Genomic DNA, 20,742 nt, shown 5'->3' on the forward strand with positions numbered 1-20,742 from the left:
ATTAAACATCCAGTTCGTCAAGAACCTTGTAGGCATTATTTTCAATAAACTTACGGCGGGGTTCCACGTCTTCGCCCATGAGCATGCTAAAGATCTGGTCGGCCACAACGGCGTCTTCCACATAGCACTGCTTCAGCAGGCGCTTTTCGGGATCCATGGTGGTTTCGAAAAGCTGTTCAGCAGACATTTCGCCAAGACCTTTGAATCGGGTGATGGTGACATTCTTCTTGTCTTCCAGCTTGGCCATGGCTTCTTCCTTGGCGTTTTCGTCGAACAGGTACTGCTCCTTGAGGCCCACCTTCAGCTTGTACAGAGGAGGCATGGCCAGGAACACGTGGCCGTTGTCGATAAGGGGACGCATATAGCGGAAGAAGAAAGTCAGCAGCAAAGTCTGAATATGGGAGCCGTCCACATCAGCATCGGTCATGATCACGATCTTGTGGTAGCGGAGCTTTTCCAGCTTGCATTCAGAACCGAGACCGCAACCGATGGCGTTCACCAGGTTCTGGATTTCTTCGGTGTCCAGCACGCGGTGGAGGCTTGCCTTTTCTACGTTCAGGATCTTACCGCGGAGGGGGAGGATGGCCTGGAATTCGCGCTTGCGGCCCTGCTTTGCAGAACCACCTGCAGAGTCACCTTCCACAATGAACATTTCGCATTCCTTGGGATCGCGGCTACTGCAGTCGGCCAGCTTACCCGGAAGTCCGCCACTTTCAAGAACGTTCTTGCGGCGGGCCAGGTTACGAGCCTTATGGGCGGCTTCGCGTGCCTGGGCTGCGTTGTAGACCTTGTCCAGAATGACTCTCACGGCAGCCGGATTTTCCTGGAAGTATTCTTCCAGCTTGGCACCGAATGCACTTGCCACATAGCTGGTGATTTCGGAGTTGCCCAGCTTACGCTTGGTCTGGCCTTCGAACTGAGGCTGAGAAACCTTGATGGCGATAACGGCGGTAAGACCTTCGCGGATATCGTCAGAGGTAATCTGGATGTCCTTCTTGCCCTTGGGCATTTCGGCGGCAAACTTGTTGATGACGCGGGTCAGTGCGGTCTTGAAACCGGTAACGTGGGTACCGCCATCGTAGGTGTTCACGTTGTTCACGAAGCTAAAGAAGTTTTCCTGATAGCCGTCGTTGTACCACATGGCCACTTCCAGAGGATACTGGCCATCGGGGAGCACCAGGTGAATCGGGGCCTGGAACAGCGGAGTGCGGTGTTCATCCACATAGCGCACGAATTCAGAAACGCCACCCGGATAGCAGAAGGTTTCGCTCACCTTTTCTTCGGTACGTTCGTCGGTCAAGGTCAGGCGCAGGCCGCTCATCAAGAATGCCAGTTCGCGGAAGCGGGTTGCCAGGGTGTCGTAAACGTAAACGGTTTCGCTGAAAATGGTATCGTCCGGATAGAACTCGATGGTGGTTCCGGTTTCGTTTTCGGCGCAGGTTCCGATTTCCTGCTGGGGTCCGCAAGGAATACCCTTGCTAAAGGTCTGGGTCACTACCTTGCCCTTACGGCGAACGGTAGCCACAAGCTTGGTAGAAAGGGCGTTAACGCAGCTGACACCCACGCCATGGAGACCTGCAGAAACCTTATAGGAATTGCTGTCGAACTTACCACCGGCATGGAGCTTGGTCATCACCACTTCCAGTGTACCCACCTTTTCCTTGGGGTGGATGTCGGTGGGAATGCCACGGCCGTTGTCGGTCACGCGGATTCCGTTACCCGGAAGGATTGCAATTTCGATATGGTTGCAGAATCCGGCCAGGGATTCGTCCACGGAGTTGTCCACCACTTCCCACACCAGGTGATGCAAACCGCGAATATCGGTAGAACCGATGTACATTGCCGGGCGCACGCGTACCGCTTCGAGACCTTCCAACACGGTAATGTTGGAGCCGCTATAATCTTCTTCGGCCTTCTTCAGGTCTTCGGTAGAAACGTTCTGATTGACTGTTTCAATGGAATCGACCTTAACGTCGTTCTCTGTATTTTCCAAATTTTCTGCCATCTTTTTCTCGTTTGCAGATGGCATTTCAGCCACCTGGCTAAATCAGTCGGACATCCCGCACTGCAGGCTTGCCCAACAGTAAATTACACTTGTCAATAATAGCTTTTTTTTGCAGGAACAGCTCGTGTTTCCAGGCTGAGTTGGCGCATTTTAGCACCAAAATTCCCTTGTTAAAACGGTCAATTTTTACGTGGGGTAAAAGCAATGTTCCGACCACTTTCTCGAACCCTTCCGACAGTGTCTTGAAGGTCATATCTTCGGTGATATTGCTCTTGTCCAGAACCATTTTCAGAAGAACGCTAATGTCTGCAGGACCATTCTTGCAGACTCCATTCTTCCGTCGTCTTTGTTCAAATGCGGCCATTGATTTTTACAGGAGCAACAGCTGTGAAAGCACGTAACCACCAATAAGAATACTGGTCATGCCTGCCACCACGGTGGCCTTTGTTGCCTTGCCTACGCCTTCGGCGCCGCTATGGGTGGTAAAGCCGAAATAGCATGCGTAACTGGATATAAAGAATCCGTAGAGAGTGGCCTTGATCAAGCCCACGATCAGGTCCCAATCCTGGTAGAACATTCTAACACCGTAGAAGAATACGGAAAAAGAAACTTCCTTGTACAGGTGAGCGACTTCGTATCCGCCGATAATGCCGATAAAAATACTCAACACCGTCAGGGTGGGTAACATGATGACTGTTGCAATCAGGCGGGGGGCCAGCAAGAACTTATAGGGACTGAGACCTAATACTTTGTATGCATCAAGCTGTTCCGTGACCGCCATAGTGCCAAGCTCAGAACACATGGAGGCTCCGATTCGGCCTGCCAGCACCATGGCTGTAAGAATGGGACACAACTCGACCATCACGGATTTTCCCACGGCCATGCCCACAAACATCAGGGGAATCATATCGGCGAACTGGTAAGCCAGCTGCCAAGACATGATGGCTCCTGTCGCAAGGGAGGCTGCCACCACCACAGGGATACTGGTGACACCCACATGCTGCATCTGTTCTACGGTTGTGTGCAAGTTGCTGAAGGCTCCAGGCACACTCTTAAACATCTGCCACACGAAGTGCAGATAACCGACGGCGGTGTACAGAAATTTCCGGATGAATTTGCCCAGACTTTCTGCGGCTCTGTCCATTGTCTTTATCAAGGTCAGTCCTTATTTCTTCTTGGAGTCCTTGGCCTTTTCGGCGGTGGGCTTCTTGGCGGGCTGTTTCTTTGCCGGAGCGATAGCCTTGTTGTAAAGGCTCATGTCGCTCAGATACTTGATGGCTTCGTTCAGCTGCTTGTCGCGCTTCAGGGAGAATGCGGTACTTACAGAATCGTTAATGAAGGAAGTCAGAAGTTCACGCTTGATGCCGTCCTTGATATAATCCTTGTTTTCGTCGAACTGGGCATTCCTGTTGTTTTCCAGGGCGGTGCGCATTTCTGCCAGACGGGCTGCCAAGACGGAATCGGTTACGGTCTTGGAGGAATCGCCCATGTAGTTCTGTTCACGGATAATGCTCTTTTCCAACTGGTCGACGCCAACAAGTGCGTTAGACTTGATTTTCGTGAAGTTGGTATCCTTCATGCAGTAGTCCTTGAACTGCAGGTACAGGCTGTCGGGTACTTCCCATTCTGCACTGATCTTTGCGCCAGACTTTTCCAGGTCCGGGCGAGCCTTTACAGCAAACTTGAAGTACATAGACATTCTTTCCTGAACCTGAACAACCCAGGGCATGGGGTCCAGTTCAACTTCAACGTCAGGAGTGATGCCGCCGCTGCCGAACATCATACGGCCGTTGTTGGTGTAGAAGGTATCCTGGGCTACGGTATCCTTTTTCAGGGAATCAACCTTTGCCTCGTCGCCGGATTCCTCGGCGTCGTATTCGGCTTCCTGCAACTTCAGACCCTTGATCCCGTTTTCGGGCTTGTTGATGCAACGTCCGAAAGGCAGGTAGTAGAATGCGGTGGTCAGCTTCAGGGCGTTGCCCTGGTTATCCAGCGGGAAGATGGTCTGTACGGAACCCTTACCGAAGGAGGTCTTACCGATAATGAGAGCGCGGTCCCAGTCCTGCAGTGCGCCAGAAACAATTTCTGCTGCGCTGGCGGAACCCTGGTTTACCAGGACCACCATGGGAATGTCCTGCTTTATGATGCCGTCTTTGCGGGCACGGCTTTCGGTACGCTGGGTACGGCCGCGGGTACTTACGATGACATTGCCCTGCTTTAGGAACAGTTCGCTAATTTCGATAGCCTGGTTCAAAAGTCCACCGGGGTTGTAGCGCATGTCGAGAATCACCTTCTTCATGCCCTGTTTCTGCAGGCTGCGGAGGGCGTTTTCCACGTCGCTGGTGGTCTTGTCGCTAAAGGTTGCCAACTTGATATAGCCGATATCCTTGGTCACCATGCCGTAATGGGGCACTGCGTGCACAATGATTTCTGCACGGGTAATGGTGAAATCCATCAGGTCGGGAACGCCTTCACGTTCAATAGAGACGGTCACATCGGTACCGATCTTGCCGCGGAGCTTGCTGACGGCGTCATCCAGGGTCAGACCCTTGGTGTCCTTGCCGTCAATTTTGCGGATGCGGTCGCCTGCGCGGATGCCCAGACGGAATGCCGGGGTGCCAGACAGCGGAGAAATCACGGTCAGAATGTTGTCGCGGAGGCTGATAGTAATACCTACGCCGCCGAACTTGCCTTCCATGGATACCTTGAGGCTTTCGTAGTCCTTGGGGCTGAATACCGTGGTATGGGGGTCCAGGATGTTGCGGATGCCACCCAGGGCGGCGTCCGTCAGTTCCGTGGGGTTCACGTCTTCGACATACTTGCGGTTGACTTCAGAAAGAACCTTGTTCAGTCGGGAAACTTCGTCATAGAAATCACCCGGGGGTGTCTGCTTGTCTCCTGCTGCGTTGGCAAGAGCAAGTGCAGAAAGGGAAGCTACGAAAAAATTGCGAAAGTTCGGCATATAGAATTTCATACCGAAAAAATACAATTTCATAGGAAAGTCGTTGTATGAAAAACGGAAAAACCGGCCCCGTAAGGCCGGTTTTTAATTTAAGGAGAGAGAGATGAAAAAACTTCAGTAAGAAAAGTGGCGTTTCACTAGGCTGCGCCGTGAAGGTCGTGAGTCCTGTAATCTCCGCGGAGCTTGTCCAGGGCGGCCTTCTTGATCTGGCGAACTCTTTCTTTAGAAAGACCAACCATGGGACCGATATCCTTGAGTGTGTATTCGATGTCCCGATCGAAGCCGAAGCAGAGCTTGATCACTCGCATTTCTTCTTCGGAAAGGTTGTCCTTCATGGCCTTGTCCATATGCTTCTTGACAAAGCTATATGCGGCCAGGTTGTCAGCCTTGTTTTCAGAATCAGACAAGGTGTCGCCTAAGGTGAGTTCCTGATTGGTGCTCAAGGGGGCGTCGAGAGAGGAGGAACGCTGAGCCATCATCAAGATCTTTTCAATAGAGTCTGCCTTGTACTTGGAAACACCTTCAAGACTCTTGGGGTCAATGGATAGTGTTCCACCGATATTCTGACGGAGGGTGCCTCCGTGCTTTGAAAACTTACGAATTACCAGTTCCTTTTCAGCGCTGATGCGAACGATGCGACCGTTTTCTGCGATGTGGCGTACAATGTTCTGACGAACCCACCATACGGCATAACTGATAAACTTAAGATTGGTGCTAAGGTCAAAACGCTTGGCGGCGTGCATCAAACCCATATTACCTTCGTTAATCAGTTCGATTACGTCAACGCCCTGACCCTTATACAGATTGGCGATGTTTACAACGAATCGGAGATTGGAATTGACCAGCATTTCCATTGCAGAACGGCTACCCTGCTGCTGGATCTTACGGAGTAAAATGTATTCCTGTTCCTTGGTAAGCAGCGGATATTTGGAAATCTCGTCGAGATAACGGAAGTATGCGTCCTTCTCGCTTCTTGTACGTGTATTTGTATTCATATCAGCCTCTTGTTTGTTGTATTGTTTCTTACGTTTACAAAGATACCTCTATGTTCTAGTTGAAGTGTCATAGATTGGTGTAGGGTTTGCAAAAGTTTTTCACAGATTTTGTCATTTTTTCCGTAGTTTTGTCATACTTTTGTCATGAAGTGCCCAAATTACGCTTAAAATGACCTATTTTTGTTGTTCTAAAGAGGACAAAATGTCAATTGAAAGCACAAAAAAACGTTTAAAAGACTTCTGGCAGGTTATTCACGAGCGTCTTTCCTCCTTACAGGAAGATCAGTTTGACCGCGGCGAACGGGAATTGATTGCCATATTGGGAGATGATGAATCGAAAAGCTTTTTTCCTGTGCCGGCAACGCTGTTGATGGTTCTTGTTTGGAGCTTTATTCTTTTTTTCCCTTTGATTATCCTGTTGGATCCTAGCGGATCTGTTGGGGATGACGTTACCATGGGTGCGTTGGGCCGTTATTATCTGCCCTTGTTGTCTACGATGCTGATCTTTTTCCTGAATCAGAGAATCCTTGTTCCCAAATTCTTTTTCAAGAAAAAATATGTTCGCTATTTTGTCTGTGATTCAATTCTTTTTGTCATTGTGCTGTTTTGTCGTGAACTATATTCGTTCCTGACAATGTCGGAATCTAGTGGTGGCATTGCTGAATTTTTCGGGTCTTATTGTTTCAGAACGGTTAGAGATCATTTTTCTGTCTGGACTCTTGTTTCGTTCATGATTATCTTAAGCACCATTAGCTTCCTGTGTATCATTATCTCTGTATTTAGTCGTCAGCTTATACGAGCCTTTATTATTCGCGAAAAGAAGAAAGTGGCGCTGGAGTATGAACTTGATTTTTTGAAGAGCCAACTGAGTCCCCATTTTCTGTTTAACACGCTGAACAATATTACTAGCCTAATCAGGATTGAACCGAAATTGGCAGAAAGCAGCATGGAAAAGCTGAGTAAACTTTTACGCGTAATGCTTTATCAGACGTCTGACAAGTTTATCGATATCAAGGATGATGTTGATTTGCTACAGAAGTACGGAGAACTTGAAAAACTTCGTCTTCCTAAAAGTTTTGAGTATGTCTTTGAGACGGATCTGGAGAACCCTCATTGTCAGATTCCTCCTCTTTTGATGATGCCTCTTGTTGAAAATGCAATGAAGCATTGTGTAAACCCTGATGGGAAAAGCTTTGCTCATATTCGCATCAGTCAGAAAGATGGCAAGATTCATTTCAAATCGGTAAACAGCAACTTCCCCCGTAAGCCGAAACCTGGTGCAAGTGGACTCGGTCTGGCAACGTTTGAAAAACGCCTTGAGCTGTTGTTCTCTGGTAAATACTCCTACGGAACTTGGATCGAAGGGAATACTTACGTTTGCGATTTAACTCTGACGGTAAAATAAAAGCCTCGCCCGGGGGCGAGACTTGAAACTTATTTCAGGGCTTCCAACGTTTTACGGGCCTGCTTTGCCAGGATATCGTTTTCATTCATTTCAATGACTTTCTGAAGGTAGCCGATGCCTTCCTGAACTTCAATTTTATTGGTGACGCAGGTCTCGCCCAGAGTGAACAGCGAACGTCTTGCAAAATTCGGATCCTTTTCCTTGCTGAGACATTTTTTCAGAAGGAGGATGGCGGCGTCCGGTGCATTTTTAGCCTTGGCGATTTCGCCCCATTCCATCCATTGGTTGCTTGAAAAATCAAGGTATTGGTCGGGGGCGGTCATTCGGATGACGGTCTGTTTTACGAGGGCTGCATCCACGGGGTGTTCCTGAAGAAGTTGTGTCAATGCAAGACGTAGCTGCTGGTGGGCTTGTTCCGGTCTGCAGTTCTTGGCGCTTGTAAATCCATCTTCGATAAGGGTTCTAGTCTTGGCCTTTCTTTCGGCCATCGGATTCTGGGAGGCTTTTTCCAGAAGGCGTTCCCTTAAAAGGTCTGCGTTGATTTCGGCTTGGCTCCTAAGGCGAGTTTCGATTCGGACGCCAGCGAAGGCGCCGATTCCAAAACATACGGGAGAAAGGGCGGCCACCGCACCAAAGATCCCCGGATTGAGGAACCAGTTGATGGCCATGTCCAGTATTACGCCCGAGAAACAGATGTTCCTTGTTAGAGGGGTGACCTGGTTCTTGCGGTTTCCGAAGGCGGTCGCTCCCAACAGGAATGCCACGGTGAGACTCATGCCCATGTAGCGTTCTGTGGAGTAGTGGTCGAAGAAACTTGTGGTTGTCAGTACACTTACCAATATGGGGCCGGCGAGTGTCACTGCCGCTGTCGTCAGACAGATGATCCATAGGCTCCAACGTCTAGCTAGTCGCACGATAGCGAACATGAACAGCCCGGCAAACGAAAGGAAACTGCATACTCCAGGAATCAAAATCCAGCTGGTAAGAACTCTTTCGTATTGTTCGTATTTCGGGGCGAAGGCGAGGCTGTAACGAAGGTATCTATCGGTAAAGCTGTTAATCCATTCCTCTAGACTTGCTCGATAGTCGCTTTCGTTAGGATAGTGACCGTGGTCTTGGATGTAGGCTTCGCGGCCTCCGTTGTTTTCCCACCATTCGCGATATTCCTTCTTCATTCCAGCAACGCGTTCTTCTACAATGTAGGACGGGTTCTGCTGAAGGTATTTTTCGCGATAGCGCTGGAATTCTTCGGCTTTTAATTCTTTTGTGGGTTCGAGGCCCACGGATCTAAATTCACGGGCGCCTGCGTTATGCCACCAGGTATCAAAGGTCTTGACGATATTGCCTTCCCTTTGGTGCTGCTTGATGTATGGGTATGCACCGGTGATTCCATTGAATACACCTAGCGAAACAACCAGGATGAGCGCTACATAGTGTAACGGTTTCATCTGCTGTAAAATATCCTTGGCAAATTTCAAAATTATCCTTAGCCGTCGCTTGATTTGGGCTAGGGGTGTTTTGTTTTGCAGAAATACAGATCTTTCACGATTTGGGAAACTTGCCATATAAGCAAAATATAATCTAACGATTGTATTCGCGCAATTGATTCCACAAAAAGTCTGTGTTTACGTCTCGGTATCCCTGAGCATTTACCCTTTCACGGAGTTTATGCGCAATATCGAACAGGTTCGGACAATTCTGCATGCGTTCAAAGCTGTCGAATATGGTGAGGTTTTCGATCCATTGAGACAGTTCTGGGAATCGTGGGTCGTTAAAACTGTTTTCGCGGCCTGTTTTCAGGTGCTCCAGGTAACGGTCTGTGACTCGGTACCCATCTTCCACGAAGATGTCCATGGACTTGGGGAAGAGTTTGCGGCCTGTCAAGTATTCGTGGACAATGATGCCGAAGCTGAAATAGTCTACGGATGCCGAAAGATTTTCTCCCATGATTGCCTGTTCCGGTGCGCTGTAACAGGGGGTCATCTGTCCACCATATTCGGTGACGGTTTCCCGCATTTTGGCCTGGGCGTAACCGAAGTCGCATACAAGAATCTTGTGGTTGTTCTTGTGTTGCGGGTTTTGGCACAGGAGAAGGTTCTTGGGCTTGAGATCCTTATGGACCACTTGATAGTAGTGGAGCTGGCTGATGGTGTTGGCCAGGTAGGCTAACTGGGATACCCGGTGGAGAACTTCATCATCGGTAAGGTCTGTGCGGAACGTGCGGTCCAGGGAGCACCCCTTGATGAATTCCATCTTGAGATAGGGATGGCGGCCAGCGATGCCACCGCCCATGCTCTGAACGACGCCTTCGATATTGGTGGCGTGGATCAAGTTGTTGATTCTGATTTCGTCCTGGAATGCGCTCAGCAGCATGTTGAGGCGGTGCAGGCGGTTCTTTCCGGGAGGAGCCCAGAATTTGCAAATCTTGACAACGATTTCCTTTTCGGCGTAGTGGGTGGAATCTCCCGGGTGTTCTATCCAGAAGTTCGCCCTGTACAGGTTGTTGGTACCTTCTAGAGTCAGAGGTTCAATGAGCTTGATCCTCTGGGCGGCACCGTTGTGCAGAAATTCAGGATTCTGGTCAAACCACCGCTGGTATTCGTCCATGGTATAATTTGGACGCAGCGCAAGGTTTCTTGAAACACGGTCTAACGTTTCTGCAATGATGTTCCGAAGCATGCTACAATTATAGCTTTTTTGAGTCGGGTAAAAACAAAGAGACCCCGCATTTGCGGAGTCCTTTGTTCATAAAAATTTGGTTTGAAATTATTTCTTTTCGGTGGCCCTTTTTTCCAAGGTTTCGGTAATGATTTTGTAGGCTTCGTCTACGGAGTCGCAGAAGTGGAACAGGTTGAGGTCTTCCTTGTTGATCATACCTGTTTCTGCCAGGTATTCCCAGTTAAGGACCTTTTTCCAGAACTTGGCGCCGTATACGATAACGGGCATTCTCTGAGCGTACTTGTGAGTCTGGATGAGAGTGAGCATTTCGAACATCTCGTCAAGCGTACCAAAGCCGCCGGGGAATACCACCAGTGCCTGGGCCATGCAGAGGAACCAGTACTTTCTAATGAAGAAGTAGCGGAACTGGAAGTTCAGTTCGTCGTCGATGTAGACGTTGGGATGTTGTTCGAAGGGCAGCTTGATGTTGAGGCCGACGGAGGGGGTTCCCACATCGTTTGCTCCACGGTTTCCTGCTTCCATAATGCCGGGGCCGCCACCGGTCATGATGGCGTATCCTTCGTTGCGCTTGTTTGCCCACTTGCCAAGCTTTGCACCTAGCTCACGGGCGGCATCGTAGTACTCGGCGACGAGTTCCAGACATTTAAGACGGGCCAGTTCTGCCTTGTTCTTGCAGTTCTTGCGGCGCTTCTTGATTTCTGACATGGGGAGGGTTCGTGCGGAACCGAAGAAGACGATGGTTTTCTGGATGCCTTCCTGATCAAAAATCTGCTGCGGACACATGAATTCCGACAGGATTCTGATGGGGCGGCCCATGTTGCTATCCATAAAAGCCTTGTTGTAGTACATCATCTGTCCGGGGACGAGCTGGAGTTGCTTTTTCTTAGTTGCCATGGTACACACTCCTTTTGAAATCATGCGGATTTCCGTTTAAAATTCAAATTAAATCCCCGAAATGAGGGGGTGACACGATTTAAAATACTTTCAAAAAGTAAAACGGCACTAATTTGCTCCGAAAAAATGCTTTTAATCTTCTTCCAATGTGGAAAAACTTTATATTTGATATATGCTCGTTAAGATTTGGACCGATAGTTTTATCATTACTGGCGAAATCGACACTCTTCGTGACGAACGCCTTACAGATTATATTCGCGAAAACAAGGACTTTATCGCCGTTACCCAGGTAAAGGTCAGCGACAGAACTGAAAAGGACTTGTTCCGTACTCACTTTTTGAATGTGAGTACCAGTCATATTGAAATTATCCTGCCCGCAGAATAATTTCTTAATGCAGACTAGGTGAAGTTCCGCAAAATAAGATGCCGCCCCGAATGGAGCGGCTAAATTTCGTGGAGGTTTCCCTAGAATTCCATGGCGATTTTCTTGATGAGGAACCTGCGAGTGTCATCGTCAAGTTTCTTGGGATCGTAGGTTTTTCCAAGCAGACCTGCGTAGATGTTATAGGGGCTGGCGGTGCCGCCCATCTCATTACACTTGATCTTGGTCATGATGTTGCCGCCCTGAATCTGGATGCCGAGAATATGTTCGTTCAGGTTGATTTCCTGACCGCGGTGGTTGGTGACCACTGGCAGGGACTTCTCGTCGAAGGACTTCATGATTTTTGCTGCCGTTTCCGGATCCAGGTTGTCCGGAGTGAAGCTGTAAATCATGGCCTTGGGCATGTTCTTGCTCAGCTTACCCTGTAGCGGTTCGATGTTCACGATTTCCATGCCGCGGGGGAAGGGGGCGGAAAGCTGCTTCATGGTTGTTTCCAGGTCTTCCTTGCTGATGTCCAGCGGTTGTAGCAGTTCCACGCTGATGATTTCGCAGTAGGTTTCAAGGCCGAGGGGGAGGGCGCCCATGTTACTGATACGGGGCTTGGGGCTGAAACCTTCACTGAACTTGATGGGGATTCCTGCGCAAAGGAAGGTTCGCTCGAAGAAGCTGAGCATGTTCTGGTGAGGCAGGAAGCGGCTGATGCCAGTCTTCTTGAAGGTAATCTTGTAGCTATAGCAGACCTTCTGGCTGGGACGGCGTTCTGCCACCAGCTTCTTGATTTCTTCGGGTGTGCGGCTGGGAGCCTTATGGCGTACCGGATCGTTGGCCAGATGGATTTCTGCACCGAAGCCAGGAATGCCGCACTTCTGGCAGTCGCCCCACTTGCAGTTGGGAACGGGAGCGGAATCTTCCTTGAAAGCCTTTTCCCATTCGCGGCGGAGGTACTGCTTGGTGGTTCCTGCATGGATGACGTCCCAGGGGAAGACTTCTTCCTTTTCGCGGGTGCGGTAGACCCAGCTGGTGTCGTAGCCGCATTCTTCCCAGACCTGGAGCCAAGTGTCGTAGTTGAAACGATAGGCGTCGCTTTCAAAGGTTAGACCTTTCTTGTAGGCTGCATAAATCACGGGGCCAAGACGACGGTCACCGCGGCTGTATACGGCTTCCAGGTGGCTCATTTCCCAGCCAGCCCAGTTCACCTTCACGTTGGGGTGTCTAAAGAATCTTTCGCGAACGAAACGGATATGCTTTAGGGCGGTTTCCTTGTCCATAAACGGAGCCCACTGGAGGCCGGTGAAGGACTTGGGAATCAAGATGCCCATGGAAACGGCAATCTGGCATCCGCGGAGATACTTGCGGCCAATCTTTACCAGGTTCTCGATCAGGCCGCAGAAGGCTTCCATGTCTTCCAGGTTTTCGGTGGGAAAGCCGATCATGGTGTAGAGCTTGATCTTGTTGAATCCGCTGCTGAAGGCGTGTTCGGCGGCGTTGTACATGTCCTGGTCGCTGATGGTCTTGTTGATCATCTTGCGGATTCGTTCAGAACCAGTTTCTGGGGCGAAGGTGGCGCTACGGCCGCCCTTCAATGCGGAAATTTTCTGAGCCAATGTTTCGCCGAAGGCGTTGACGCGGATGGAGGGGAGGCTTACGTCTACGGTATCGAAGAACGGATCGTCGATGATAGAGTCGGTAAGGCCTTCCACCGGCTTGTAGTCGGCGGTAGAAAGGGAGAGCAGGCCCAGTTCGCGTTCGCCTGTGGCCTTGATGCCTTCCTTGGCGATTTCAAGAACGTCGTCTGGATCCAGCTCGCGGCAGGGGCGGTACCAGATGCCTGCCTGGCAGAAACGGCAACCCTGGGCGCAACCGCGCATGACTTCTACGCTGAAGCGGTTGTGGACCAGCTGCATGTTGGCGATGAGGTTCTTGATGGGGTAGTTCTTGCGGTCCATTACGGGAATGAACTGGCGGCGAACGCCGGTGGTCTTTTCGTAGGGGCCGGTGGCGGGTTCTGCAGGAACGATGTCGCCAAATTCGTTGGTAACGGTGGGACGGAGGCTGGGGACGTATACGCCGTCCAGTTTTGATAAATTCTCGAGAATCTGCTTGCGGGAAAGGCCTGCCTTTCTGCCATCGCCGACGCAACGGAGGAACTTGACCATCAGTTCTTCACCGTCGCCAATCTGGAAGGCGTCAAAGAAATCCGCTACGGGTTCCGGGTTGGCCATGGCGGGGCCGCCGGCGATAACAATGGGATCCTCTTCTCGACGATCCTTGCTCCATACGGGAACTCGGGAGAGTTCCAGCACGTAGGGCACGTTTGTGAAGTTCAGTTCCGTCTGCAAGGTCATGGCCAGGACTTCGAAATCCTTTACGGGTGTGTAGCTGGCGTAGCTGTACAGGGGAATGTCGTACTTTTCCATTTCTCGAGCCATGTCTTCCCAGGGGGCAAAGCTCACTTCACATAGCAGGTCCGGTTCCTTGTTGATTATATGGTATAGGATGCGGATGCCGTTATTGCTCATGCCGATTTCGTACTTGTCGGGGAACACGAAGGCCATGCGGCAGTGCATTTTGCTGTGGTCTTTGACAACGCTGTTGGCTTCGCCACCCATATAACGGGCCGGGGATTCGACAGCGGGGAGAGCTAGGGCGATTTTTTCGAGAATGGTCATAGGTCTAAATTTAGAATATTAGTGCTTTATAACGGAATAGGGGTGCCATGTAGAAATTAAATAAGTAAATTTTTCGTATGACTATGGTATCTTACATTGTTTGGCTCATAGCTTTTGTAGCTGGGGTGGGCGTATCGTTTTTCGTTCCCGAAGCGACTATTTCGCTGGGCGGAAAGTTTGCCTTTATCGGCGCCTGGGGTGCCGTTCTCGGATTTGTTCTTTACACTCTCTGCAAGCGTAGGGTGGAAACTGCCGAGGCCGAGTTTAACGAAAATCTGGAATCTCTGAAGGCCTCTCAGCTAGATCTGGTCACTGGAATCCAGGCCAATAAGCCTGCAGAACCGGTAGAAAAACCTGCGGTAAAGGCTCCTGAGCCGCCGCCTGTAACGGCAAAAAATGAAATTCCCCTTCCCAAGGGCGCTGTTTCCGCCAGGGAGGCTCTTGAAAAGATTGCTGGGGCTCCTCTGAGGGCGAATTTCCCCCTGGATGTCTGGAAGCGTTATGCCAAGAGTATTCTGAAGGATAGACCTTTCGGTGAAGTTCTGGCGAATCTTGAAAAGTTGTTGCCTGCCATGTTCCCCAAGGCTTCTGGTATCTTATATATGTATGCAGGTACCCAGACTGACCTTCGCAAGCTGTATTCCTTTGGTCCTTCTGTCATCAGTGATGCTTCCATTCGTCCTGGTGAATGTGCTAGCTATAACTCTGGTGAAATTGTTGTTTGTGATTATTCCAAGCATGACTTGTCTGGTGGTTGTACCCATCTTCACCACCGTCCCCAGGGAATTTCTTTCTGCGCTCCTATTGAAGGATTGGAAGAACATTTCGGCATTTTCTCTCTGCAGGTAGATGCCTTGCCCGACAATGAATCCCTGGATGATTGGCATGCCAAGGTTAGCTTTGTGGCGACGACTTTTGGTCTTTATGTGTCTAACCAGAATTTGAATGTCCGCTATAAGGAACATAGTATCAGGGATAATCTGACTGGCTTGTTTAACAGACGTTATATGGAAGAATCCCTGGCTCGGGAAATTGCTGCTGCAACTCGACACAAGACTCCCATTGGCCTGATTATGCTGTATCCCGATTCTATTGCCGAGATTCAGAAGACTAAGGGTCGCCATGCTGTTGAACAGCTCCTTTGGGAACTTGGACAGCGCTTGCCTGGTTATATCCGTACAGAAGATATTCCCTGCCGTTATGACGGAGAGATGTTCTGCATCATCCTGCCGGGAGCTGACTTGAAAATTACACGTCAGCGTGCGGAAAAAATCAGACACGAGATTTCCCAGTTGCAGATTGCCTATGGTGCTGGTGTGCTTGCCACTCCGTTGAGCCTGGGTGTTGCGGTGATGCCCGCCCATGCGGCTGATGGTGGATCCCTGCTTTACATGGCCGAGGCTTCCTTGAGACACGCCATGCAGGCTGGCGGAAACCGCGTGACTATTGCGGACGCATTGATTAACCGCTAACGTTTATAAGGAGTTTTGGTAGGCTGGCCTCTGGCCAGCCTTTTTTCGTTCCCTTTTAAAGTATGAGGTTCTTCGTTTGACGTTACCCCTGGTTCGTTTTTATAAAAAACCAAAGGCATCCCAGCTGACGCCGAGATGCCTTTTTTGGGGGTTAGGAGGAGAACAAAGAGTTCTTGAACCTAAAGTTATAAAGTTTTTTTGAGGCGTGCAATATGTTTTTTATTCTAGGTTGAAACAAGTGTTGCGAAATTCTCAATGAGGTTTTTTCTAAATTTGGCCCCATGAAGAAGTTTGCTGCACCTATTGCATTGCTGGTCCTGGTCTGTTGCCTGGCCGCATATCTAGTTGTTGACTTTTCGGGTCCTAGGTCGTCTTTTGATTCCGACGCCTATTTGAAGGCCCGCGCAAGGATTGATTCTCTTGAAATTGCTCTCTGGGACGCCCAGAATTCTCCGGCTGACCAGATGACGATCCGTACCCAGCTGGAAACTGCCTGGACCGAACTGGCCGCCATGCGTGAAACTCCCGCAGAACCTGTTGCCGAGGGAGGCGAAGGTGAGGCCGTTGCAGAACCTGCCGATGATGGCAAGATTGCCGGTATGTCTTCCGATGTGATCGGCTGGATCATTGGAGGCGTCCTGGCTGTAATCGCCTGCGCCGTGATTCTTGTGTTTGTACTTCGCCGTCGCCAGGAAATTATTACTCGCCGTATGGAGGCTATCAAGGCTGAACGTTTCAAGGAAGTCAAGGCTGATCTGGATGATGCCACTACTTTGGCTCCCCGTCCCCGCCCCAAGAAGCGTTCCATTATTGCCGATGCCGAGGAATACGCAGCTCACAAGCGTGAGACCTTGGCCCAGCAGCAGTTGAATGCTTCTGCTCCCAGCCCTTCTGGCGAAGAACCGAAGATAGCCTTCGAAGACGAAAATGGAGTTCCCGAAAACAAGATTATGACCGGACTCCCGGGTTCCAAGCCCACCCTTCGCCCGACGGCCAAGGAACGTATTACTTCTGCCATGCAGAATCTTTCTGACGTGCTGCGTACTCCTCGTGGGCTTTCTCGTGAACGCACCATGAAGTTGCGTGCCCAGAGCCGCAATGCTACAGGCGATCCCAACTTGCAGGGGAGCAACCCCCTGGAAACTTCCCGCTTTGATCGCGAGGCTACTGAAAAGTTGAAAATCCTTCAGCTGTCTCGCCGTGGATTCCCCGCCTCTGCAATCGCTTCTCAGTTGAAGATTCCTCAGGAAAAGGTCGAAGCAGTCATTAAGGACGCCCAGGCCTAATGCGTTATCGCTTCAGGTGTGAATACCTGGGTAGCGCCTTTCATGGCTGGCAGGCCCAGAATGAAGGTGGCAAGACCAAATTTGTAACGGTGCAGTCTGCGCTGGAAGAGGCTTTTTCCATTGCGCTTCGTTCTCCTATCCGCATTACCGGTTCCGGTCGTACGGATACTGGCGTTCATGCCCGCGGTCAGTGTGTTCATTTTGATTATGACGGCGAATTGGATTTGGTGCGTACGGTGAATTCCATCAACGGCTTGACGAAACGTCTTGTCCGTATTCGCGACTTGCAACCTTGCGATCCGGAATTCCATGCCCGTTTCGACGCGACGTGCCGGTATTACCAGTATACCATGTACACCCGACCTGTGGCCCTGCTCCGGGACTTCGGGTGGGAGTGCGGCTCTCAAAATCTGGATCTCGATGCCATGGCAGAAGAGGCGAAGTCTTTCCTCGGTCATCACGACTTTATCGATTTTTGCATTCCCCGCAATGATGGAAAACCGACGGACTGCATCCTGACGGAATTCCGCCTGGAGCGGTTGAACGACTGGAGCTGCATGTTCCATATCCGAGGGAACCGTTTCTTGCACAGGCAGGTCCGCGCCATGGTGGGGACCTTGTACGATGTAGGTCGCGGTAAGCTCCCTATGGGTACGGTGAACCAGATCTTCGATAAAAATTTTAAGGGAGAGCGCACATGGGCTCCCCCTCAGGGTTTGGTCCTTGAGAACGTAGAATACAAGGACTATTGATTTCAGAATTTTATTTTGGACGTCAAAAGGGAATGCTTCCTGTTATTTGGAAGCGTCCTTGATTAAGTCCAGCATGTCCTTGATGGCACGGTCCATACCTACCATAACGGCCTTGCTGACGATGCTGTGGCCAATGACCACTTCGTCAATGCCTTCGATGGCGGCGATGGCGGAAATGTTGCGGTAGTTCAGACCGCGGCCGGCCTTTACCCTGAGGCCGTACTTGCGGGCGAGGACGGCCATGTCTTCGAGGGCGGAAATTTCACGTTCAATTTCTTCGCGGCTTCCCAGAGTGCAGGAGGTTGCGTACTTGCCGGTATTGAATTCGACAAAGTCTGCGCCAATCTTCTTGGCGGCCTTCACTTGTTCGGTTTCGGGATCGATGAACACGCCTACGGCAATATCGTTGCTCTTGAGTGTCATGGCAGGCTTTGCCAATTCTGCAGCCTTGGCGGCAACATTCAGACCATCTTCTGTGGCGTAGTCGGTGTGGACCTCAGGAACGAATGTAACAGTGTCCGGCTGATTGTTGATAGCCACCTGGACCATTTCCTGGGTGGGGGCCATTTCCAAGTTCATCTTGGTGGTGACGGTGCCACGGAGCATGCGGACGTCGCGATCCTGAATGTGGCGCTTGTCTTCGCGGAGGTGGGCGGTGATGCCGCTGACGCCTGCCAGTTCGGCAATAACTGCGGCCGCTACCGGATCAGGTTCGCAGATCTTGCGGGCTTCGCGGATTGTTGCAATATGGTCTACGTTAAAACCGAGCTTTACTGTCATACGTGATTCCTTATCAATACTTCATAAATGTAGATAAATTGACCAAGGTGGTGCCCTGATTTTTTGCCCTGGAAGAAAGGTCGCTCAACTTATTCACGTTATCCAATGTTAACGGGAGGATCATGACCGCCAGGCCTTTCTTTGTGGATTCCCGCATCTTGCTTCGCATATAGTCTGCCAGAGCGCTGTTGTCGGGATTGTAGGGGCTGGATGCCTTGCAGGAAATAGACAGGTCCTTGCAGGCTTCAGAAACCTTGGATAAGTTGTTCATGGTCGCGTCGAGGAACCACAGGTTGTTTTTATCTGCCGGCTTAAGAATCGCCTGGAGAAGTTGCTTGTGTTCAACAGCCTGTTCTCCATAACGTGAGACGATACCTACTGCGTTAGGCATTAATTTTTTCGCATCGTCAATCACCATCTCGATTTGTTCCTCGGTATGATGAATACGTAGGGGGCGCAGCTTGTTATGGACCTTGTTCAACTTGGTTGATTCCATAGTCAGCCATAATACAAGTTCCTTTCTTTTTACTTTGTCTAAATCCGGATAGAAACCGTCTTTCATACCGAAAGGCGGAATCAGTAAGTCGAATGGATAATCCAGCTTGTTCAGAGCCACAATCAACTCGGGGGTGAGGCTTGTAACCTGGAATGCCACGGCCAGCATGGAAGCGTCGTCCCTAAAGATGCTTTCGGAAACCTGCAGTTCCAGCAGAAGTGTGTCGCCGGTGGGTTTGATGAGGTCGATTTGGGCGGTCTGGAATGCAGAACTTCTGTCATCATGGATTTCTTCCATGCGAAGAATCTGGCCGCCAGTCTTGTTGATGAAACGCTGGGCCTGGAGCAGGTAGACGATAATGGTCTTGCCTCGGCCCAGAGTCCAGATGTTTCTCTTTCGACGCTTGCTGTACTCCGCCTTTAAGGTTTGCAGTTCCTGCTGCATTTTTTCCTCAAAGGAGAGAGGCTCTTCTTCGGGAACATTCGAAGCGGAAACTTCGGTGGCGGTAGAATCGGTGTTCTGGGTTGCCGTTTCCTTTGTTCCGTTTTGCAGTTCCGCAATTTTGGGGAGTGCGAATTTGATACCCACGATCAGTACGGCAAGAACAATGATAATGGCAATAATGTGTTTGTACTTTCTCATTCTACCGTAAAATATAACTACATTGAACCCATGCCTATTCTATTTGCCTTGGTTGGAGCCACGGGAATTGGTAAATCCAATTTTTCTCTGGAACTTGCAGAACATTACAACGCTGAAATTATCGGTGTGGATTCCCGTCAAATTTATAAGGGGTTTTCCATTGGGACTGCTCAGCCTGACATCCAAAGTTTAAATCGCGTGCGACATCACCTGGTTGATTTCGTGCCCCCTACAGATAACTTCTCTGCGGGCGCGTTTTGTAGCCTGGTAAAAAATCTGGTGGCTGAGAATCCCGAGAAGAACTTCATCCTTGTGGGTGGTACCGGACTTTATTTGCAAAGTCTGATGCTAGGCTTGCCTAAGATTCCTGAAATTGAACCGGCCCTGCGCCAGAAAATTGAAGAATTGGTTGTGCGCGATGGGGTAGATGTTGTCTATAAGCGTGCCTGTGAAGTTGATCCCGAAGCCATGGAAAAGGTGGTGCCCGGAAATGTCCAGCGAATTACCCGCGTGCTGGAGGTTTTTGAATCGACGGGTCGTAAATTGTCTGAATTCCAGAAGGAACGTGAAGGCGGGGTCGGCAAGTTATCCGTTTTTTCTTTGCAGCGTGACCGAGATGAACTGTATCGTCGAATAAATAGCCGCGTAGACCAGATGATTGAAGGTGGTTGGGTGGATGAAGCCCGAGAACTGGCGAAAACGGTGCCTTTGGATGCTCCGGCGTGGCAAAGTTTGGGATATAGGGAACTTCTAGAGGCTAAAAGTCATACTGATTTGGCAAGAATCGTAGAAAATGTGAAGCAGAAAACCAGAAATTATGCCAAAAGGCAGCTTACTTGGTTCCGCTGGCAGCTGGATTGCGTGCCGATCGACATGGAAAATTCGGAAAAAATGATGACTTTGCAAAGTATCTTTCAAAATAGTTGTGAATAGTTTGTGAAATCGTCGGGAATTGTCGGAGTAAGACTCGTGTTTTTTCCGTTTTTTGGAAAAAACAGCAAAAAAACAGCGGTTTTTTGTAAAACAGCCCTTGCAAAGTTTCTGCAAAATTCTATAATTGGCGTCGTTCCTGAGAGGGACGGCTGAGAAAGCCGAAACGAAACAAGAACAAAACAAAAGCCCGAGAGGTTTTTGAGAAGATTGAAGGAATCGGAGATGTGCTTAGTGACGGCCCAAGAAATTTCTTGGAATTAGTCGAATACGAACGTGATTACGGGACCAAGACTTTAAAAAATTAATGAAGAGTTTGATCCTGGCTCAGAACGAACGCTGGTGGCGTGTCTTATACATGCAAGTCGAGCGGGGACTTCGGTCCTAGCGGCG

The 20,742-nt window shown here is 50.0% G+C and carries 17 protein-coding genes and 1 rRNA gene; 7 read left to right on the forward strand and 11 right to left on the reverse strand.

Features of this window, described 5'->3' with window-relative positions:
• Position 1: 1 nt before the first annotated feature.
• The 5 genes from gyrB to BUB38_RS06765 all read right to left on the reverse strand — a co-directional run bounded on the left by gyrB (position 2) and on the right by BUB38_RS06765 (position 5,962).
• Positions 2–2,005: a DNA topoisomerase (ATP-hydrolyzing) subunit B gene (gyrB, locus tag BUB38_RS06745; RefSeq protein WP_083538106.1), complete on the reverse strand. Its 2,004-nt coding sequence runs from the start codon at positions 2,003–2,005 to the stop codon at positions 2–4.
• 37 nt (positions 2,006–2,042) lie between these two features.
• Positions 2,043–2,369, reverse strand: a complete 327-nt coding sequence (locus BUB38_RS06750) for a DciA family protein (RefSeq protein WP_073158890.1) — start codon at positions 2,367–2,369, stop codon at positions 2,043–2,045.
• A 6-nt stretch (positions 2,370–2,375) separates the two neighbouring features.
• Positions 2,376–3,161, reverse strand: coding sequence for an MlaE family ABC transporter permease (locus BUB38_RS06755; RefSeq protein ID WP_073158892.1), 786 nt, complete (start codon positions 3,159–3,161; stop codon positions 2,376–2,378).
• 9 nt (positions 3,162–3,170) lie between these two features.
• The gene (locus BUB38_RS06760) at positions 3,171–5,000 is read right to left on the reverse strand and encodes a S41 family peptidase (RefSeq protein WP_254794891.1); all 1,830 of its coding nucleotides are present in this window, start codon (positions 4,998–5,000) and stop codon (positions 3,171–3,173) included.
• Positions 5,001–5,104: 104 nt separating this feature from the next.
• Positions 5,105–5,962 carry a sigma-70 family RNA polymerase sigma factor gene (locus BUB38_RS06765; protein WP_073158896.1) on the reverse strand — a complete coding sequence of 286 codons (858 nt, stop codon included), beginning with the start codon at positions 5,960–5,962 and terminating at the stop codon, positions 5,105–5,107.
• A gap of 202 nt (positions 5,963–6,164) precedes the next feature.
• Here BUB38_RS06765 and BUB38_RS06770 point away from each other — a divergent pair, with 202 nt between their 5' ends.
• The gene (locus BUB38_RS06770; protein ID WP_073158898.1) at positions 6,165–7,367 is read left to right on the forward strand and encodes a sensor histidine kinase; all 1,203 of its coding nucleotides are present in this window, start codon (positions 6,165–6,167) and stop codon (positions 7,365–7,367) included.
• Between the two features lie 29 nt (positions 7,368–7,396).
• Here the strand turns inward: BUB38_RS06770 and BUB38_RS06775 are convergent, their stop codons facing one another.
• From BUB38_RS06775 to BUB38_RS06785, 3 genes are all read right to left on the reverse strand, one after another.
• On the reverse strand, positions 7,397–8,845 hold the full coding sequence (locus BUB38_RS06775) for a tetratricopeptide repeat protein (RefSeq protein WP_073158900.1): 1,449 nt from the start codon (positions 8,843–8,845) through the stop codon (positions 7,397–7,399).
• Between the two features lie 103 nt (positions 8,846–8,948).
• On the reverse strand, positions 8,949–10,046 hold the full coding sequence (locus BUB38_RS06780) for a protein kinase domain-containing protein (protein WP_073158902.1): 1,098 nt from the start codon (positions 10,044–10,046) through the stop codon (positions 8,949–8,951).
• Between the two features lie 87 nt (positions 10,047–10,133).
• Complete coding sequence (locus tag BUB38_RS06785) at positions 10,134–10,940, reverse strand: LOG family protein (RefSeq protein WP_073158904.1); 807 nt, start codon at positions 10,938–10,940, stop codon at positions 10,134–10,136.
• 172 nt (positions 10,941–11,112) lie between these two features.
• Here BUB38_RS06785 and BUB38_RS06790 point away from each other — a divergent pair, with 172 nt between their 5' ends.
• Entirely contained in the window at positions 11,113–11,325 is a 213-nt protein-coding gene (locus BUB38_RS06790) for a DUF6812 domain-containing protein (RefSeq protein ID WP_073158906.1), read from the forward strand.
• 80 nt (positions 11,326–11,405) lie between these two features.
• Here BUB38_RS06790 and BUB38_RS06795 read toward each other — a convergent pair whose 3' ends face one another.
• The gene (locus BUB38_RS06795) at positions 11,406–13,991 is read right to left on the reverse strand and encodes a TIGR03960 family B12-binding radical SAM protein (RefSeq protein WP_073158908.1); all 2,586 of its coding nucleotides are present in this window, start codon (positions 13,989–13,991) and stop codon (positions 11,406–11,408) included.
• 77 nt (positions 13,992–14,068) lie between these two features.
• Between BUB38_RS06795 and BUB38_RS06800 the strand changes: the two genes are divergently transcribed.
• From BUB38_RS06800 to truA, 3 genes are all read left to right on the forward strand, one after another.
• Positions 14,069–15,463 (forward strand): GGDEF domain-containing protein, encoded by a 1,395-nt coding sequence (locus BUB38_RS06800; RefSeq protein ID WP_073158910.1) that lies wholly within the window; start codon positions 14,069–14,071, stop codon positions 15,461–15,463.
• 281 nt (positions 15,464–15,744) lie between these two features.
• Complete coding sequence (locus BUB38_RS06805) at positions 15,745–16,749, forward strand: hypothetical protein (RefSeq protein WP_073158912.1); 1,005 nt, start codon at positions 15,745–15,747, stop codon at positions 16,747–16,749.
• Positions 16,749–17,501 carry a tRNA pseudouridine(38-40) synthase TruA gene (truA, locus tag BUB38_RS06810; RefSeq protein WP_073158914.1) on the forward strand — a complete coding sequence of 251 codons (753 nt, stop codon included), beginning with the start codon at positions 16,749–16,751 and terminating at the stop codon, positions 17,499–17,501. Before BUB38_RS06805 ends, truA begins: the two co-directional genes overlap by 1 nt.
• Positions 17,502–17,543: 42 nt before the next feature.
• Here truA and BUB38_RS06815 read toward each other — a convergent pair whose 3' ends face one another.
• Positions 17,544–18,281, reverse strand: coding sequence for a pyridoxine 5'-phosphate synthase (locus tag BUB38_RS06815; protein ID WP_073158916.1), 738 nt, complete (start codon positions 18,279–18,281; stop codon positions 17,544–17,546).
• A gap of 13 nt (positions 18,282–18,294) precedes the next feature.
• Positions 18,295–19,419: a divergent polysaccharide deacetylase family protein gene (locus BUB38_RS06820; protein ID WP_073158918.1), complete on the reverse strand. Its 1,125-nt coding sequence runs from the start codon at positions 19,417–19,419 to the stop codon at positions 18,295–18,297.
• A 30-nt stretch (positions 19,420–19,449) separates the two neighbouring features.
• Here BUB38_RS06820 and miaA point away from each other — a divergent pair, with 30 nt between their 5' ends.
• Both miaA and BUB38_RS06830 read left to right on the forward strand, forming a co-directional pair.
• The gene (miaA, locus tag BUB38_RS06825; protein WP_073158919.1) at positions 19,450–20,352 is read left to right on the forward strand and encodes a tRNA (adenosine(37)-N6)-dimethylallyltransferase MiaA; all 903 of its coding nucleotides are present in this window, start codon (positions 19,450–19,452) and stop codon (positions 20,350–20,352) included.
• Positions 20,353–20,653: 301 nt separating this feature from the next.
• Positions 20,654–20,742, forward strand: a 16S ribosomal RNA gene (locus tag BUB38_RS06830); the annotation flags it as partial.

This window comes from Fibrobacter sp. UWH5 (assembly GCF_900142505.1).
Lineage (GTDB): Bacteria > Fibrobacterota > Fibrobacteria > Fibrobacterales > Fibrobacteraceae > Fibrobacter.